Annotated in this window: 16 protein-coding genes; 15 read left to right on the top strand and 1 reads right to left on the bottom strand. The window is 72.6% G+C overall.

From position 1 onward, the window contains the following. Positions 1 to 71: 71 nt before the first annotated feature. The 11 genes from ABZX22_RS01825 (at position 72) to ABZX22_RS01875 (ending at position 10,087) form a co-directional block, all read left to right on the top strand. Entirely contained in the window at positions 72 to 443 is a 372-nt protein-coding gene (locus ABZX22_RS01825; protein ID WP_354905011.1) for a hypothetical protein, read from the top strand. Further along, complete coding sequence (locus tag ABZX22_RS01830; RefSeq protein WP_354905014.1) at positions 443 to 925, top strand: hypothetical protein; 483 nt, start codon at positions 443 to 445, stop codon at positions 923 to 925. The genes ABZX22_RS01825 and ABZX22_RS01830 overlap by 1 nt, the downstream gene beginning before the upstream one ends. Next, positions 925 to 2,079 (top strand): glutathionylspermidine synthase family protein, encoded by a 1,155-nt coding sequence (locus ABZX22_RS01835; RefSeq protein ID WP_354905016.1) that lies wholly within the window; start codon positions 925 to 927, stop codon positions 2,077 to 2,079. The genes ABZX22_RS01830 and ABZX22_RS01835 overlap by 1 nt, the downstream gene beginning before the upstream one ends. Before the next feature lie 129 nt (positions 2,080 to 2,208). After that, positions 2,209 to 2,640 carry a DUF350 domain-containing protein gene (locus ABZX22_RS01840; protein ID WP_354905018.1) on the top strand — a complete coding sequence of 144 codons (432 nt, stop codon included), beginning with the start codon at positions 2,209 to 2,211 and terminating at the stop codon, positions 2,638 to 2,640. A gap of 246 nt (positions 2,641 to 2,886) precedes the next feature. Further along, positions 2,887 to 4,011, top strand: a complete 1,125-nt coding sequence (locus ABZX22_RS01845) for a helix-turn-helix domain-containing protein (RefSeq protein WP_354905235.1) — start codon at positions 2,887 to 2,889, stop codon at positions 4,009 to 4,011. Between the two features lie 103 nt (positions 4,012 to 4,114). After that, positions 4,115 to 5,011, top strand: a complete 897-nt coding sequence (locus ABZX22_RS01850; protein ID WP_354905020.1) for an ACP S-malonyltransferase — start codon at positions 4,115 to 4,117, stop codon at positions 5,009 to 5,011. After that, positions 5,008 to 5,964, top strand: coding sequence for a beta-ketoacyl-ACP synthase III (locus ABZX22_RS01855; RefSeq protein ID WP_354905022.1), 957 nt, complete (start codon positions 5,008 to 5,010; stop codon positions 5,962 to 5,964). Before ABZX22_RS01850 ends, ABZX22_RS01855 begins: the two co-directional genes overlap by 4 nt. Before the next feature lie 74 nt (positions 5,965 to 6,038). Continuing rightward, positions 6,039 to 6,278 carry an acyl carrier protein gene (locus tag ABZX22_RS01860; RefSeq protein WP_183646883.1) on the top strand — a complete coding sequence of 80 codons (240 nt, stop codon included), beginning with the start codon at positions 6,039 to 6,041 and terminating at the stop codon, positions 6,276 to 6,278. Between the two features lie 34 nt (positions 6,279 to 6,312). Further along, complete coding sequence (gene fabF / locus ABZX22_RS01865; RefSeq protein ID WP_354905024.1) at positions 6,313 to 7,545, top strand: beta-ketoacyl-ACP synthase II; 1,233 nt, start codon at positions 6,313 to 6,315, stop codon at positions 7,543 to 7,545. Between the two features lie 11 nt (positions 7,546 to 7,556). After that, complete coding sequence (locus ABZX22_RS01870; RefSeq protein ID WP_354905027.1) at positions 7,557 to 8,981, top strand: carboxyl transferase domain-containing protein; 1,425 nt, start codon at positions 7,557 to 7,559, stop codon at positions 8,979 to 8,981. Positions 8,982 to 9,382: 401 nt separating this feature from the next. Then, on the top strand, positions 9,383 to 10,087 hold the full coding sequence (locus ABZX22_RS01875) for a sulfotransferase family protein (protein WP_354905029.1): 705 nt from the start codon (positions 9,383 to 9,385) through the stop codon (positions 10,085 to 10,087). Between the two features lie 532 nt (positions 10,088 to 10,619). Here ABZX22_RS01875 and ABZX22_RS01880 read toward each other — a convergent pair. Then, positions 10,620 to 11,114 carry a DUF3145 domain-containing protein gene (locus ABZX22_RS01880; RefSeq protein WP_354905031.1) on the bottom strand — a complete coding sequence of 165 codons (495 nt, stop codon included), beginning with the start codon at positions 11,112 to 11,114 and terminating at the stop codon, positions 10,620 to 10,622. A gap of 175 nt (positions 11,115 to 11,289) precedes the next feature. On the opposite strand from ABZX22_RS01880, the gene ABZX22_RS01885 reads away from it, so the two are divergent. The 4 genes from ABZX22_RS01885 to ABZX22_RS01900 are packed head-to-tail and all read left to right on the top strand — an operon-like array spanning position 11,290 to position 16,258. Then, positions 11,290 to 12,312, top strand: coding sequence for a S8/S53 family peptidase (locus ABZX22_RS01885; RefSeq protein WP_354905033.1), 1,023 nt, complete (start codon positions 11,290 to 11,292; stop codon positions 12,310 to 12,312). 39 nt (positions 12,313 to 12,351) lie between these two features. Continuing rightward, a complete protein-coding gene (locus tag ABZX22_RS01890; RefSeq protein WP_354905035.1) occupies positions 12,352 to 12,906 on the top strand; it encodes a sigma-70 family RNA polymerase sigma factor in 555 nt (184 codons plus the stop codon). Continuing rightward, positions 12,903 to 13,349 (top strand): hypothetical protein, encoded by a 447-nt coding sequence (locus tag ABZX22_RS01895; RefSeq protein WP_354905037.1) that lies wholly within the window; start codon positions 12,903 to 12,905, stop codon positions 13,347 to 13,349. Before ABZX22_RS01890 ends, ABZX22_RS01895 begins: the two co-directional genes overlap by 4 nt. Continuing rightward, the gene (locus tag ABZX22_RS01900) at positions 13,346 to 16,258 is read left to right on the top strand and encodes a CHAT domain-containing tetratricopeptide repeat protein (RefSeq protein WP_354905040.1); all 2,913 of its coding nucleotides are present in this window, start codon (positions 13,346 to 13,348) and stop codon (positions 16,256 to 16,258) included. The genes ABZX22_RS01895 and ABZX22_RS01900 overlap by 4 nt, the downstream gene beginning before the upstream one ends. The last annotated feature ends 307 nt before the right edge of the window (positions 16,259 to 16,565 follow it).

Below are 16,565 nucleotides of genomic sequence, written 5' to 3' on the forward strand. Positions count from 1 at the left end.
ACCCAAAGGGAACCCCATTCTCGGCGACAACGTTGTTGCGGATATAAACCCCCGATAAGCTCTGGAGCCCCATGGCAGAAACCCGCTCCCGCAAGTCGACCAAGGTGATCACGCTGACGGCGCTCGGCGTGGTCTCCTTGATGGTTGTCGGGTTCTGCTCGGCACAGGACGACTACGAGGAGGTCGGCGCCGACTGCGTCGACCTCAACACCCAGCTCCCCGACGGCTCCTACCTGGTCGTCGACGACGACTACTGCGACGACGACGACGGCGGCGGGCACTCCTCCCACCGCGCCTACGGCTGGTACTACGGCGGCGTCAGGTCGGGCGTGCGCGTGCTCAAGGGCACCACGGTACGGCCCGCCGAGGCGCGCATCACCAGCAGGACCGGCCACGTCGTCCAGCGCGGCGGCTTCGGCGGCAGGGGCGGAGGCGGCAGCTGATGGCCCGCAGGCTCTCCTCCGGCGCCGTGACGCTCGGGGCCGTGGTGACCGTCTCGTCCGTCGTCCTGTCGGGCTGCGCCTCGGGCGGCTCCACCTACGTGGGCTCCGAACAGGTCGCGACCGACTCCTTCACCGAGGAGGACACCTCCGCCGAGGACGACCTCGCCGAGGAAGCCGAGGAAGCCGAGGAAGCTGGAGAAGACGAGGAAGAAGAGGACGAGGTCGTCGCCCGCTGCGTCAGGCGCGACAGCGAGAGCGACGACGGCTACGTGATCGTGTCCGACGACCGCTGCGACGGCGCGGGCAGGCACAGCGCCTTCCTCTGGTACTACGGCGGCACCAAGGTCAAGAACCGCCTCGTCAAGGGCACGACCATACGCCCGCGCGGGGCGTACATCGTCACGAAGGGCGGCGACGAGATCACCCGGACAGGCAAGATCTCCAGGAGCGGCTTCGGCAACCGCACCTCCACGGGGTCCTGATGCGGCGCGAGCACGCCTCCCCCCGCGACGGCTGGGAGAAGATCGTCGAGGGCCACGGCCTGGCCTTCCACCGCTCGGTGCAGGCCGCGCACCTGCCCCGCCCCTACTGGGACGAGTCCGTCCACTACGTCTTCTCCATGGACCAGGTGCTCGACCTCGAGGCGCAGGTCGAGGAGCTGCACCGGATGTGCCTGGCCGCGGTCGAGCACGTCATCGCCGAACGGCGTTTCGCCGACTTCGCGCTGCCCGAGTGGACGTGGCAGGAGATCGCCCACTCGTGGGAGCGCCGCGACCCGCACCTCTACGGCCGCTTCGACCTGCGCTACGACGGCGTCTCCCCGCCGAAGCTGCTGGAGTACAACGCCGACACGCCCACCTCGCTGGTGGAGTCGAGCGTCGTGCAGTGGTACTGGCTGCGAGACCGCTTCCCGGCCGACGACCAGTGGAACTCCCTCCACGAGCGGCTGATCGACAGGTGGCGCGCGCTGGTGCTGCCGACCGGGCCGACCCACTTCGCCTGGACCAGCATGGACGAGACCGGCGAGGAGGCGATGACCGTCGCCTACCTGCAGGAGACCGCCGACCAGGCCGGGCTCGTCACGGTGGCCATCGCGATGGAGGACATCGGCTGGGACCCGCTCAACCGGCGCTTCGTCGACGTCGAGGGCCGGGTGATCCGCTCGGCGTTCAAGCTGTACCCGTGGGAGTGGATGCTGGCCGACGACTTCGGCGCGCACGCCGTACGGAACGCCGCCTCGACCACGTGGATCGAGCCGCTGTGGAAGGCTCTGCTGTCGAACAAGGCGCTGCTGGCCGTGCTGTGGGAGCTCTATCCCGGCCACCCCAACCTGCTGCCCGCCTACCTCGACGGCCCCCGCGAGCTGACCTCCTACATCGTCAAGCCGCTGCTGGGCAGGGAGGGCGCCGCGATGCGGATCGTCACGCCTTCGGAGACGCTGGAGACCCCCGGCTCCTACGGCGCCGAGGGCCACGTCTACCAGGGCTTCGCCCCCCTTCCCTCGTTCGACGGGCAGCGGCCCGTGCTCGGCGCGTGGATGGTCGCCGACGAGTCGGCCGGGCTCGGCATCCGCGAGACCGCGGGGCTGATCACCGACGACACCTCGTCCTTCGTCCCCCACAGGATCGAGCTGTGACCGCCGCCGCCCACGCCTCCTCCCCGGCCTGTCCGCCCCGCCCGCCCGGCCTTCCCCCGGCGGGCACGACCCGACCCCCATGCCCCCCGGCGCCCGTGCCAGGCGCTCGACGGCGAAGAAAGAGTCACCGTGAACCTCATCGACCACCTGGCCAACGGCGCGCTGGCCATCGCCGCCTACGCCGTCCTCGGCGTGATCCTGCTGATCGTCGGCTTCTACGTCATCGACCTGGCCACGCCGGGCAAGCTCAGCGCGGTCATCAAGCATGAGCGCAACCCCAACGCCACCCTGCTGACCTCCTCGGGTCTGGCCGCCGTCGGCCTCATCGTCGCCGCCTCGATCTGGTCGTCCGGCGGGGCGCTGCACGAGGGCTTGCTCGTCACCGCCGTCTTCGGACTGGTCGGCATCGCGGTGCAGACGGTGGCGATGCTGCTGTTCGACCTGGTCGCGGGCGTCTCGGTGCGCGAGCTGGTCAAGGAGAGCGAGTTGCAGCCCGGCGCCCGCCTGCTGGCCGTCACCCACCTGGTCATCGGCCTGATCACCGCCGTCGCCGTCATCTAGTAGCCGGCACGGGCTCGCCCGGGAGCGGCCCGCCCCCGCTCCCGGGCGGGCCCGTGCCCGGACCGGACCGGCGGGGTCCGACCGGGCAACCGGCGCACTCCCCGCACCCGGCCGCGCCGGACCGGACCGCTCCCGCGCACGTGGCCGGGCCGGACCGGCGCACTCCCGGGGACCTGGCACTCTAGAGGCGTGACAGACCACGAGGACCGGACGCGCGAGGACACGACCCGGCGTCTCGAGCGCAACATGGGCACCCTGGGCACCGCGGCCATGGCGCGCATGGACGAGCGGTTGCCGTGGTTCCGGGCGCTTTCCGCCGAGGACCGCTCCTGGGTCGGCCTGGTCGCCCAGGCCGGCATCGCCGCCTTCGTGGAGTGGTTCGCCCACGCGGGCGAGGGCCGCCCCACCCCGAGCATCGAGTTCTTCGGCACCGCGCCGCGCGAGCTGAAGCGTTCCATCTCCCTGCAGCAGACGGTCGACATCGTCCGCATCGTCGTCGAGGTCGTCGAGACGATGGCCGACGAACTGGCCGCTCCGGGCGGCGCCGACCAGCTGGAGCAGGCGATGCTCCGCTACACCCGCGACGTCGCCTTCGCCGCCGCGCAGGTCTACGCCCGCGAGGCGGAGGCGCGCGGCGCGTGGGACGCCAGGCTCGAGGCGCTGATCGTCGACGCGCTGGTGCGCGGCGAGGTCGACGACGGCCTGCACTCGTGGGCGGCCGCGCTCGGCTGGACGTCCGCGCCGGTCGTGGTGATCGCCGGGCACGCGCCCGACGACGATCCGCGCGCGGTCATCGACAGCCTGCGGGAGAAGGGCCGACGGATCGGCATGGACCTGCTGGCGGGGGTCCAGGCCGACCGGCTGATCGTGATCGTGGGCGGCGCCCAGAGCGTGGAGCAGGCCTCCAGGCAGGTGGTGCCGCGCTTCGGTCCCGGCCCGATCGTCATCGGGCCCGAGGTGCCCGACCTGCACGCGGCCGCAAGCTCGGCGCGGGCCGCCATCGCGGGGCTGAAGGCCTCCGCCGGCTGGCCCGACGCGCCGCGGCCGGTGCACGCCGAGGAACTGCTGGCCGAGCGGGCCCTCGACGGCGACGAGGACGCCAGGGAGCAGCTGGTGGAGAGCGTCTACCTGCCGCTGGCCGGCACCCCGCTGCTCGACACCCTGGCCACCTACCTGGAGCAGGGCACCTCGCTGGAGGCCACCGCCAGGCTGCTGTTCGTGCACCCGAACACGGTCAGGTACCGGCTGAAGAAGATCACCGAGCTGACCGGCTACCAGCCGACCGAGGGCAGATCGGCCTTCACCCTGCAGGTCGGGCTGATTTTGGGACGGCTGTCGGAGAGCGCCGTAACCTGGCGTGCACTAACGTAACCTGGCCGAAACCCTCACTGTAGGGTTCCTACAAATCCCCCTGGACAAAGTTCGTGCGGATCTCCATCCGCGTGTCAAACCTCTACAGGGCATCGTGGGTCTCGTGTTCGTACTCGTCGCTCCGGGCCAAGGCGCCCAGACTCCAGGCTTCCTTTCTCCCTGGCTAGAGCTGCCCGGCCTCGCCGACAGGCTTTCGGCATGGTCAGAGGTCGTCGGGCTCGACCTGATCGCCTACGGCACCACCGCTGACGCCGACGAGATCCGTGACACCGCCGTCGCCCAGCCCCTGCTGGTGGCCGCCGCGCTGGCCGCCGCCGAGGCGCTCGGCGCCACCCCCGACCTGCTGGCCGGTCACAGCGTCGGCGAGTTCGCCGCCGCCGCGCTGGCCGGCGTGCTCACCCCCGAGCAGTCGCTGGCGCTGATCCGCGAGCGCGGCCAGGCCATGGCCAAGGCCGCCGCGGTCACCGAGACCGGCATGACCGCCGTGCTCGGCGGCGTCGAGGCCGACGTGCTGGCCGCCATCGACAAGCACGGCCTGACCCCCGCCAACATCAACGGCGCCGGCCAGATCGTCGCGGCGGGCACGCTGGAGCAGCTGGCCGCCTTCAAGGAGGAGCCGCCCGCCCGCGCGAGGCTCATCCCGCTGCAGGTCGCGGGAGCGTTCCACACCGTCCACATGGCCCCCGCCGTGGAGCACCTGCGCGCGGCCGCCGCGAGCATCACGCCGGGCGACCCGCACACCAAGCTGCTGTCCAACGCCCACGGCCAGGTCGTCGGCAGCGGCACGGAGTTCGTGAGGCTGCTGGTCGACCAGGTCAGCAACCCCGTCCGCTGGGACTCCTGCATGGAGACCATGGCCGCGCTCGGCGTCACCACGATGGTCGAGCTGCTGCCCGGCGGCACGCTGACCGGCCTGGCCAAGCGCGCTCTGCGCGGCGTGCAGAGCGTCGCGCTCAAGACCCCCGACGACCTCGACGCGGCCAGGGAGCTGATCAAATGAGGATTCCCGACGTCGCCCCAGGGGCGAGGATCCTGGCCTTCGGCCACTACCAGCCGACCAACATCGTCACCAACGACGATCTGGCCAAGACGATGGACACCAACGACGAGTGGATCCAGTCGCGGGTCGGGATCAAGGAGCGCAGGATCGCGCCCGCCAACGAGTCCGAGATCGACATGGCCGTCCAGGCCGGCGGCAAGGCGCTGGCCGGCTCGGGTCTCGCCGCCGCCGACATCGACCTGGTGATCGTGGCCACCTGCACGCTGGAGTCGCAGATCCCCAACGCCGCCGCGCGGGTGGCCAGCCGCCTGGGCATCGCGGCCCCCGGAGCCTTCGACGTCAACGCCGCGTGCGCGGGCTTCTGCTACGCGCTCGGCGCGGCCAGCGCCGCCGTACGGTCGGGGCAGGCCACCAACGTCCTGGTCGTCGGCACCGAGAAGCTGTCGCAGTGGATCGACTGGACCGACAGGGCGACGGCGGTCATCTTCGCCGACGGCGCCGGCGCCGCCGTGGTCACGGCCTCCGACACGCCCGGCATCGGCCCGGTGGTGTGGGGCAGCGCGGGCGACAAGTACGACGCCATCATCATCAAGGACCGCGACTCCTTCCTGCACCAGGAAGGTCAGACGGTCTTCCGCTGGGCCACCACCGCGCTTCACCCCGTGGCCAGGGAGGCCTGCGAGCGTGCCGGGGTGGACCCCGCCGACCTGGCGGCCTTCGTGCCCCACCAGGCCAACCTCCGCATCATCGAGGCCATCGCCCGCAAGATCGGCGCTGTCAACGCCGTCATCGCACGCGATATCGTGCTGGCGGGCAACACGTCGGCTGCCTCCGTCCCGCTCGCGCTGTCCCGCATGATCGAGCGCGGCGAGGTGCAGTCGGGCCAGCTGGCCCTCCTTCTCGGCTTCGGTGCCGGTCTGACCTACGCCGGCCAGGTCGTCGAGATCCCATGACTTGTACGGCGCGCCGCGCCCGGCGCGGCCGGCCGTACAACACCCAAGAAGAATCCCAAAGGAGAACTACCGACATGGCAGTCAGCGAGCAGGAGATCCTCGAGGGCCTCGGCAAGATCGTCAACGAGATCACTGGGATCCCGGCGTCCGAGGTCACCCCGGAGAAGAGCTTCGTGGACGACCTCGACATCGACTCCCTGTCCATGGTCGAGATCGCCGTGGCCGCGCAGGACGAGTTCGGCGTCGAGATTCCCGACGACCAGCTCAAGAACCTGAAGACGGTCAAGGACGTCCTCAACTTCATCCAGGCCTGAACCTTCCCTTCTGATCAGCAAGGAGCGTAACCACGTGAGTGCGAACCGGGCACGAGTCGTCGTCACCGGGCTCGGCGCGACGACGCCCCTCGGTGGAGACGTCACCTCGACCTGGTCGGCGCTCCTCGCCGGTCAGTCTGGTGTGCGGACCCTCACCGAGGACTGGGTCGACAGCGTCCCCGTGAAGTTCGCGGGCGTCGCCGCCGTCGACCCGTCCGAGGTGTTGCCGAGGCCGGAGGCCCGTCGGCTCGACCGCAGTGAGCAGCTGGCCCTGGTGGCCGCGCGCGAGGCCTGGCAGGACGCGGGCGCGCCGCAGGTGGCCGCCGAGCGTCTCGGCGTGGTCGTCTCGAGCGGCATCGGCGGCATCACCACGACGCTGTCGGCCTACGACACCTTCAAGGAGAAGGGCTGGAGCCGCCTGTCGCCCTTCACCGTGCCGATGCTGATGCCCAACGGCCCCGCGGCCTGGATCGGGCTCGACCTGGGCGCGATGGCAGGGGTCCACGCGACCGTCTCCGCCTGCGCCTCCGGCGCCGAGGCGATCGGCTACGCGATGGACATGATCAGGGCGGGCCGCGCCGACATCGTCGTGGCCGGTGGCACCGAGGCCGCCATCCACCCGCTCAACATCGCCGCCTTCGCGGCCGCGCGGGCCATGTCGACCCGCAACGACGACCCGCAGGGCGCCTCGCGTCCGTGGGACCGCGACCGCGACGGTTTCGTGCTCGGCGAGGGCGCGGGCATCGTCGTGCTGGAGTCGGAGGAGCACGCCAAGGCGCGCGGCGCCCGGATCTACGCCTACGCCGCGGGCGTCGGCTACTCGGCCGACTCCCACCACATCACCCAGCCCGAGCCCGAGGGCAGGGGCATCATCATGGCGATGACCCAGGCGCTCACCGACGCGGGCGTGACCGGCCAGGACATCAAGCACATCAACGCGCACGGCACCTCCACGCCGGCCGGCGACGTCATCGAGGTGCAGTCGGTGGCCAAGGCCATCGGCACCCACCCGCTGGTCACCTCCACCAAGTCCATGACCGGCCATCTGCTGGGCGGCGCGGGCGGCATCGAGTCGGTCTTCACGGTGAAGGCACTCGAGGGCCGCATCGTGCCCGCGACCATCAACCTGGCCAACCCTGACGACGGCATCGAGGTGGACATCGTCCACGGCGAGTCCCGCACGCTGCCGGAAGGCGACATCGCCGCGGTGAACAACTCGTTCGGGTTCGGCGGCCACAACGTGACCGTCGTCTTCACCAGCCACTGAGGGAGCACCGGATGACCGTGCTCGACAACGGTGCGGTGACCGGCGCCTCCGACGAGACGCCCGCCGATCCTCGCGACCCGGTCGTCCGCCTGACCGCGCTGCTCGACGAGGGCTCGCTGCGTCCGATCACTCCCCAGGACAAGAGCGGCGTCCTCGCCGCCATGGGCCGTGTCGAGGGTGTCCCCGTCGTCGCGTTCTGCAGTGACGCCCGCTTCCAGGGCGGCGCGATGGGCAGCGAGGGCTGCGAGCACATCGTGCACGCCTACGACGTGGCCGTCCGTGAGCGGGTGCCGGTCATCGGCGTCTGGCACTCCGGCGGTGCGCGACTCGCCGAAGGCGTCGAGTCGCTGCACGCCGTCGGCCGGGTCTTCGCCGCGATGACCAAGGCGTCGGGCATCGTGCCGCAGCTGTCGGTCGTCGTCGGCCCTGCCGCGGGCGGCGCCGCCTACGGCCCCGCCCTCACCGACATCGTGATCCTCGCCGAACAGGGCCGCATCTTCGTGACCGGGCCCGACGTCGTACGCAGCGTCACCGGCGAAGACGTCGACAGCGCCGCGCTCGGCGGCCCCGAGCCGCACAGCAAGCGCAGCGGCGTCGTCCACGTCGTCACCAAGACCGAGGCCGAGGCGCTGCTGACGGCGCGCCGGCTGGCCGTCCTGCTCGGCCACCAGGGCAGGGTGCGCACCTCCTCGGTCGAGGAGGTCGACTTCTCCCCCCTTCTTCCCGAGTCGGCCAGGCGCGCCTACGACGTCAAGCCGCTCGTCAACGGCCTGCTCGACGAGCAGGGCGTCGAGCTGCACCCCAAGTGGGCGCCCAACATCGTCACCACGCTCGGCCGCCTGGGCGGCAGGACCGTCGGCGTCATCGCCAACAACCCGCTGCGGTTGGGCGGCTGCCTCGACGCCACGTCCGCCGAGAAGGCCGCTCGCTTCGTTCGCATGTGTGACGCGTTCGGCGTGCCGTTGGTTGTCCTGGTGGACGTTCCCGGTTACCTGCCGGGCGTCGGCCAGGAGCACGACGGCGTGGTCCGCCGCGGCGCCAAGCTCCTGCACGCCTTCGCCGAGGCCTCCGTGCCGCGCGTCACGCTCGTCACCAGGAAGGCGTACGGCGGCGCGTACATCGCGATGAACTCCCGCGCGCTCGGCGCGACCAGGGTCTTCGCCTGGCCGACCACCCAGGTCGCCGTCATGGGCGCCGTCGCGGCCGTCCGCGTCCTCAAGCGCCGCGAGCTCGCGGCCGCTCCCGAGGAGGAGCGGGCCGAGCTGGAGCAGCGCCTGGCCGAGGAGCACGAGAAGCTCGCCGGCGGGTTGCGGCGGGCGCAGGAGCTCGGCGTGATCGACGAGGTCGTCGAGCCGGCCGCCACCCGTGGCGCCATCGCCAGGGTCCTCGCCGCGGCCACCCCGGCCAGGGGCGCCCACGGCAACATCCCGCTGTAGCCGTTCCAACGACCGGTGCCCCTCCACCCGCCCGGGTGGCGGGGCACCGGCGTTTCGCGGGGTGGCGGCGTTCGGGGGTTGGGGTTTCGCGGGGGTACCACCTCTCGGGGGTGGCGGCGTCTCATGGGTGGCGGGGTTTCGTGGGTGGCGGGGTTTCGCTGGTCGCCGCGTTTCGCGGGTGGCGGCCTCTCGCGGGTGGCTGTTCATGCTCTTTCCTCGGGGCGGGGTTGGCGGTCGCGATCTTTGCGTGCATCCTGGGAGCGACAGGAACGTCTCGGTGTGACATTTCCTGACAGGCGATGTCACACCGCGCCGCGCGCAGGGCGTGCTCCGGAATGCGAACCACCCGGCGGGAGAGCCACGCGCGCGGGTTTCCGGATCCACCCCACCGGAGGTATGACGTGTTGCGTGTGATCGGCGCGGGTTTCCCGCGTACCGGGACCAGCTCGATGAAGGCCGCGCTCGAGCGGCTGGGACTCGGCCCCTGCTACCACATGTTCGAAGTCCTGACCAACCCCGACCACGTCGACAGGTGGCTGCCGCTCGCCTCGGGCGGCCCCGTCGACTGGGAGACGGTCCTCGACGGCTACCGGTCCACGATGGACTGGCCGGCCAGCCACTTCTGGCGCGAACAGGCGGCCGCCTATCCGGACGCGAAGGTCGTCCTGACCGTCCGCGACCCGCACCGCTGGTACCGCAGCATGACGGAGCTGATCGCCAACGGGCCCGGCAGGGAACTGCCGGCCGACCTGCCGGAGCCGGCCGTGACGGTGTTCCGGTCGATGGAGCGGCTCGGTCCCGTCATGGAGCACATCGTGGGCTCCACGTTCGGCGCCGGCTACTCCCTCAGGACCGGCCTGCCCGACGAGGACACCGCCGTGGCCGCCTTCCACCGGCACGTGGCCGAGGTGAAGGAGAGCCTGCCCGCCGAGCGGCTGCTGGTCTTCGACGTCCGGGAGGGCTGGGCGCCGCTGTGCGACTTCCTGGAGGTGCCGGTACCCGAGGGCGAGCCGTTCCCCCATCTCAACGACTCCGAGGCGATGAAGAAGAATCTGGGACGCCTGGTGAGTGGGGAAGGCTTCATCTCGCCGTTCAGCCCCTCATGACCCCCTGAAGCCGGCCCTCGCGTCCCGCCTGCCGTACGGCGGAGCCCGCCCGCCGTACGGCCGGCCCCCCGGCACCTCGCCGCGGCATCTCCATCCGGGGTCCCCCGACCGGCTCCCTGGACCGGCTCCCTGGACCGGGTCCCCGGCCCGAGTCGTCGGGCGGAGCCTTCGGACGAGACCTCCGGGCATCTCGCCGCGGCGTCTCCGGGCGGCGTCTCCGGGAGCTGCCAGGGTCTCCGGGCGGTACCTCCCGATCGGGGCCTCACTGCGGCGTCTCCGGGCGGGACCTCCAAGGGGTCCGCGGGACCTCCAAGGGGTCCGCGGGACCTCCAAGGGGTCCGCGGGGTCTCCGGGGGTCTCTGGGCGGGACCTCCGGGGGTCTACGGGCGGGACCTCCGGGCGGGACCTCGCCGCGGCGTCTCCGGGCAGGGTCTTTGCGAGGGGTCTTCGCGAGAGGTCTTCGGGCGGCGACGGGCATGACGAAGCCCGTGAGCCTGAGCGGCCCACGGGCGGGAGGAGGAGGCGGCGCGGGTCAGACGGCGGCGTGCAGCCAGCGGACGGGGGCGCCGTCGCCGGCGTAGCGGAAGGGCTCGAGCTCCTCGTCCCACGGCTTGCCGAGCATCTTGTCCAGCTCGTCCTCCAGGACGCAGCGGCCCTGGGCGGACATGAGCATGACCGCGCGCAGGCGGTCCTCGGGGATCATGATGTCTCCCGACGCCCCGATCACCGCGGAGAAGGCGCCGAGTGTCGGCGTGTAGGCATGCCTGGACCCGTCGACGCCGGGCGAGGCGTCCTCGGTGATCTCGAAGCGGATGCGCTGCCAGCCCATGAGCGAGGAGGTGATGGCCGCGGCGATGCCCGGGCGCCCTTCCCACTCGGCCTGGGCGCGCACGACGTTCGGCGCGGCCGGTTGCGGCGTCCACGTCAGGTCTACGGGTACGCCAAGAACACCCGCGACTGCCCATTCGATATGAGGGCACAGCGCGGGCTGAGCCGAGTGGACGTACAGCACGCCACGAGCAGACACCGGACCTCCCGTTTCGGTACGAGGTGCGCCTTCCCCAACGGCCTCGTCCTGGGATGATCACAAGTGACTAGGGAGAGACTACCGTCGGTCGCCCCTGGGTGCTAGAGGGGGGCTATACCAAGATGTTGCGGCTGTGGCACGTGACACTTGCCCGGCCACGGAAAGATACCGGTTCATGGACATCCAAGCGGTCGGCTCCGCGCTCATCCGCCCAGGCCAGGTCCTGACCGAGCGGGGCGCGCTGTCAGTCGCCGAGCAATGGACACAGGCGGTCTCCGAGGCCGACGGCGTCTTCCGCATCAGGTTGACGCCCGGCGAGGATCCGTGCGAGATAGCGCTGCGGCTGCGGGAGGAGGGCTTCCTGGCCTCGCCCAACCACGTCCTGGTGGGGCAGCCGCTGTGGTTCGGCGGTCCGGCGTCCAGGCCGTTCCCGGCCGCGCCGCTGACCGCGCCGTCGGGCAAGGGATCGCCTGTGACGGTCGGCGTGCTCGACACCGGGGTGGCGGCCCACCCCTGGTGGGCCGGCAGCCGCTGGTACGGCCGCGTCGGCTCCGAGGTCGCCGACCGTCCTCGGGACAACGGCGAAGGCGAAGACGAGAGCGGGCTCGCGGCGCAGGCAGGGCACGGCACCTTCATCGCGGGCCTGATCCTGCGCCGCGCCCCCGGCAGCGAGCTGCGGGTCGGCAGGGTGCTCGGCGCGGACGGCATCGGCGACGAGGCGGGCCTGCTGCGCGCGCTCTACCGGCTGCGCGAGAACCCGCCGCAGGTGCTGAACCTCTCGCTCGGCTGCCACACCTTCGACGACCAGCCCTCCCGGCTGGTGATCGAGGCGCTCGGCGCGCTGCGCGACACGGTGACGGTGGCCTGCGCCGGCAACACCGCCTCCGACCGGCCCTTCTGGCCCGCCGCGCTCCCGGGGGTGGTCGGCGTCGGCGGCCTCGACGCCCGGGAGGAGGGCCGGGCGCCGTTCTCCGCCTTCGGCCCGTGGGTGGACGCCTGGGCCCGAGCCGACTGGCTGACCAGCACGTTCCTGGAGTGGGGCGAGTTCGGCGGCTACGCGCACTGGAGCGGCACGTCGTTCGCCGCCGCGCTGGTGTCGGGCGCCTTCGCGGGGGCGCCGGCGGCGCGCAAGGCCGCCGACCTCCCGGGGTCACGGGAAATTCGTGATCTGGGAGTTGCCGTCCCCTCGGGTCTGTAGAGTTTACGCTCAGTCCTCGTCTCATTACGAGGAGGCAACGTGGGCGAATTCCGACCCCCTGAGGAGCTGCTGCGAGCGGCTGCCGACGGGGACCCTTCCGCATGGACCGGGCTGGAGGAACGGTTCGGTCAGCGGATGTGGTCGGTCGCCCGCGCGTGCGGGCTCAACGAAGCCGACACCGCTGATGCCGTGCAGGGTGCATGGTTGCGGCTTCTCGAGCACCTTCACTCGATCAGGGATCCAGCGAGCGTCGGCGCCTGGCTGGCCACGGCGGCCAGGCGCGAGGCGCTCCAGATCATCCGAAGAGGGACGGGCCGCCACCCGCACCTCTGCCTTCCTGAAGGCGGTCCCTTCGATCCCGACCCGGCCTCGGCGATCCTCGAGGCCGATGAGGGACGCCTGCTCTGGCAGGCGGTGTCCGACCTGGACGAACCATGCCGAACCCTGCTCCGCCTGATGGCCACCGTTCCGGACGCGGGAACGCACCAGATGGCGGTACGGCTGGGCGTGCCGGTCGGCAGCGTAGGCCCCACCCGTCTGCGCTGTCTCCACAAACTGCGCACCCGAATCTCACTAGAGGAAAAGGTGCCATGATCAACGACGAGTATCTCCTGGCCGCGCTCCGCATCGCCGCGGGGCACGACCCGATACCCGCCCACGTCTCGGCCGCCGCCCGTGACGCGTACTCCCTCCGGCTGGCCGAGGTGGTCACCGCCGGGCCCGTGGAGTGCGCGCCCACGCGTGGCACACGTGACGCGGACGGGGCGCGCATGGTCAGGTTCGCCACGGCGGACCTCTCCTTCGATCTGGAGGTGACCATCGGGGACGGTCTCATCGATGTGGCGGGGCGGGTGTCACCGCATCCAGGTGACGGGGCCACGGTGGACATCCGCACCCCCCATCTCACGGTCTCGCGTGACCTGCGGGAGACCGGCCAGTTCGCGGCGACGGGCTTGCCGCCGGGCTGGTTCAGCGTGGTCTGCCACCGGCCGGGGCACCACCCGGTCGCCACCGGTTGGGTGCGGATCCGTCCGTGACGAACAGGCTGGTCGCGATGGCGGAGGACGCGGTCCTCCAGTCAGGCATCGATCCGGTGCGGGCGCTGGCCAGCGCCCGCGCCATCCATGCCGCCGCCTCCGGAATGGGGGCCGTCGAACCAGCCGTCGTCGCGCTTCGCGCCATGGCGCTCGCCTCCAGGGAGCTTGGGGACCTGGAGGCCGCCGAACTACACCTGCGCCAGGCGATCGCCACGGGAGACGCACCCGCCGATCGCCTGGCGCAGGCGCGCCTGTCGCTGGTGACCGTGCGCACCCAGCGCGGTCATCCGCTTCAGGCGCTGCGCATCGCCGCGATGGCGTGGGCCTACCTGTCGCCGCTCGACCGCGCCAAGCTCGACACCCAGCGGGCGGTGGCGCTGGCCCACCTGGGCCGCTACCAGGAGGCCGTCGCCTCCTGCGACCGGGCCGTCGCCGTGCTGGCGCAGGCGCCCGGCACCGTCGACGACCAGCGCTTCCTGGCGGGCGGACTGCTCAACAGAGGCCTGGTGCACGCCTACCAGAGCCGCTGGAGGCAGGCCACCGCCGACATCGCCGCGTGCCTGCGGCTGTCGCAGAGCGCGGGCCTGGCCCACCTGGCCCGCCTCGCCGCCGCCAACCTCCCTTTCCTGGCGGTACGGCAGGGCGACGTGGCCGCGGCCTTCGCCCACTACCGAGCCTGTGAAGACACGCTGTTCGGCTTCCCCGAACGGCTGGCCACGATGCGCGCCGACTTCGCCGGAGCGCTGCTGGCCGCCCAGCTGCCCGGCGAGGCGAGGGCCATGCTCAGCCTCGCCGTACCCGAACTCGAAGCCGCGGGCGCGCAGGCCGCGCTGGCGGAGGCCAGGCTGCTGCTGGCCCAGGTGGAGCTGCTGACCGGGGACGCCCGCCAGGCGCTGGCCGTCGCCGCCAGGGCGGCCGCCGAGCTGCGCGCCCATGGCCGCGAGAGCGCCGCGCCGCTGGCCGCCGAGGTCGCGTTACGCGCCAGGATCGTGCTCGAACCGCCCTCCCCCGGCCTGCTGGCCGAGCTGCTGGAGTGCGCGCGGGAACTGGCCGCCACCTCCTGTGCCGCGGGCGCGGCCGCGCTCCGGCTCGCCGCGGCCGAGCTGGCCCTCGCGCTGGACGACACCGGCACGGCCACGACCCAGCTCGCCCTCCTCGACCCCCGCGCGGCCGCGCACACGACGGAGCCACGCCGGCTCCCGCTCATGATCGACGCACCCACGCTGGCCATGCGGCGGATGACGCGGCTGGCCTCGCCGCTGCAGGCCGAGCACCTGGCCGGTGCCGACGACGACCCCGACGAGGTGCCACCGCTGGTGCGCTGGCATGCTGCGGCCCTGCTGGCCCGGATCAACGACGACCGCACGGCCGCCTTCAGCGCGGTGCTGCGCGGGCTGCGCGACCTCGGCGCCGACGCCGAACGCTTCGACGACCCCTCGCTGCGGGCCCACCGGGTGCGGGCGGGGGCGCGCCTGGCCTCCTTCGGGCTCAGCCTGGCGATCGAGCGCGGCGGCCCGGAGGCCGTCTTCGGATGGGCCGAACGCTGGCGGTCGGTCTGCGGCGGCCGACCCATCGCGCCCGCGCTCGACAGCGTGACGTCGGCGCTGGGCGAGGCGGCGCTGGTGGAGTTCCTGTGCCATGACGGGGCGCTGCTGGTGCTGGTGGTCACCGCGGCGGGGTGCGAGCTGCGCCGCCTCGGCGACGTCACCAGCGTGGCCGAGGCCGTCATCAGGCTCCGGTACGGCCTGCGCCGGGCGAGCCTCGGCGACGGCGCCCACGCCTCCGACGATCCGCGGCGGGATCCGGTCGCGGTCGAGGCGGCCGCGCTGGAGGGGACGTTGTTCGGGCCGATCGCCGACCTGGTGGCGCAACGCCCGCTGGTGGTCGTGCCGGCGGGGCCGCTGCACACGCTGCCGTGGTCGGTGCTGCCGGTGCTGCGCGGGCGGCCGGTGAGCGTCACGCCCAGTGCCGCCGCCTGGCTGTCCGCCCGCACCCGCCGCACCGCCCCGCCGGACCGCACCACCCCGCCGGACGGCTCCGCCCCGCCGGACCGATCTGTCCCGCCGGGCAGGGCCGCGCCGGGCTTGGCCGCTCCGCTGGATGCGGTTCTCTCGCCCCCTGCGACTTCACGCGATCGCACCGCCCTGCGGGATGACGCCGTATCGGGCGCTGGCTCGGTCCTGAGTCGCGCGCTCGCGGGCGATGGTGCGGTTCTGGGTGGCGCGGTCGCGGGCGGTGGCTCGGTCGCGGGCGGTGGTGCCGTTCCGTCTGATGGCGGCGTCCGGCCCGGGGGTGTCGTGCCGATCAGTGGTGCTTCGGCTCGGGGCGGCGAGCCGCTCGTGGTGGCGGCGGCCGGGCCCGGGCTGGAGCACGCCGAGGAGGAGGTGCGGCGGGTGGTGGGCGCGCACCGGCGTGCCGAGCAGGTGCCCGCCCGCGCCGATGACGTGATCGCCGCCCTCGGCCGGGCCGACGTGCTGCACCTGGCCGCCCACGGCACCTTCCACTCCCGCAGCCCGCTGTTGTCGAGCATCGAGCTGGAGGACCGGCCGCTGATGGCCTACGACCTGCTGCCCCTGTCGATGCCACCGGGCCTGGTCGTGCTGTCGGCCTGCGACTCGGGGATGGCCAGGGTACCGGCCGAGGGGGCACCGCTCGGCCTGGCGGGCACATTCCTCGCGCAGGGCGCCTCTTGTGTGGTGGGCGGGCTCATCCCGGTGCCGGACGAGGAGGCGCTGGCGCTGATGACGGCCTTTCACGACCTGCTCGCCGCCGGTACGGCTCCCGCCGTGGCGTTGGCGCAGGCGGGGAGCAGGACGGGCGTGCTCGGCTTCACCTGCTTCGGCGCCGGCGAGCTCCCCGTCACCGCGCTGCGCGACACCCGACCCACCGCACCGGACCCCGGCCCCTGAGAACCGACCGCACCCTGCCCAACCCAGAGCCACCCGGCCGGCGGCACCTGGCCGTCAGTCCAGAGACGCCCGCCCCGCCACCCGGCCGTCAAGCCCTCGCTCCACGGCCTTGACGAGACGCCCGCCCGGCGCTCCGGCCGTCGAGCCCTCGTCCCGCGGTACCTGACCGTCGGTCGAGGGACGGCTGCCCCGCAGGACCCGGCCGCCGGAGCTGACATGGCCGCCGCACCCCGGCCCCTCACGTGATGTCGGTCCAGGGCGGATAGGACTGCCGGGCTCCCCCGGGGCGTGTGCCTGTGGCCGGCAA

The sequence above is a fragment of the Nonomuraea sp. NPDC003804 genome (assembly GCF_040610675.1).
In the GTDB taxonomy this organism is placed as follows: Bacteria; Actinomycetota; Actinomycetes; order Streptosporangiales; family Streptosporangiaceae; genus Nonomuraea.

Excerpts from the sequence above, each read along its gene's own strand:
- ABZX22_RS01825 (WP_354905011.1), top strand. The coding sequence starts at position 72 with ATGGCAGAAACCCGCTCCCGCAAGTCGACCAAGGTGATCACGCTGACG.
- ABZX22_RS01830 (WP_354905014.1), top strand. The coding sequence starts at position 443 with ATGGCCCGCAGGCTCTCCTCCGGCGCCGTGACGCTCGGGGCCGTGGTG.
- ABZX22_RS01835 (WP_354905016.1), top strand. The coding sequence starts at position 925 with ATGCGGCGCGAGCACGCCTCCCCCCGCGACGGCTGGGAGAAGATCGTC.
- ABZX22_RS01845 (WP_354905235.1), top strand. The coding sequence starts at position 2,887 with ATGGGCACCCTGGGCACCGCGGCCATGGCGCGCATGGACGAGCGGTTG.
- ABZX22_RS01855 (WP_354905022.1), top strand. The coding sequence starts at position 5,008 with ATGAGGATTCCCGACGTCGCCCCAGGGGCGAGGATCCTGGCCTTCGGC.
- ABZX22_RS01860 (WP_183646883.1), top strand. The coding sequence starts at position 6,039 with ATGGCAGTCAGCGAGCAGGAGATCCTCGAGGGCCTCGGCAAGATCGTC.
- ABZX22_RS01870 (WP_354905027.1), top strand. The coding sequence starts at position 7,557 with ATGACCGTGCTCGACAACGGTGCGGTGACCGGCGCCTCCGACGAGACG.
- ABZX22_RS01885 (WP_354905033.1), top strand. The coding sequence starts at position 11,290 with ATGGACATCCAAGCGGTCGGCTCCGCGCTCATCCGCCCAGGCCAGGTC.
- ABZX22_RS01895 (WP_354905037.1), top strand. The coding sequence starts at position 12,903 with ATGATCAACGACGAGTATCTCCTGGCCGCGCTCCGCATCGCCGCGGGG.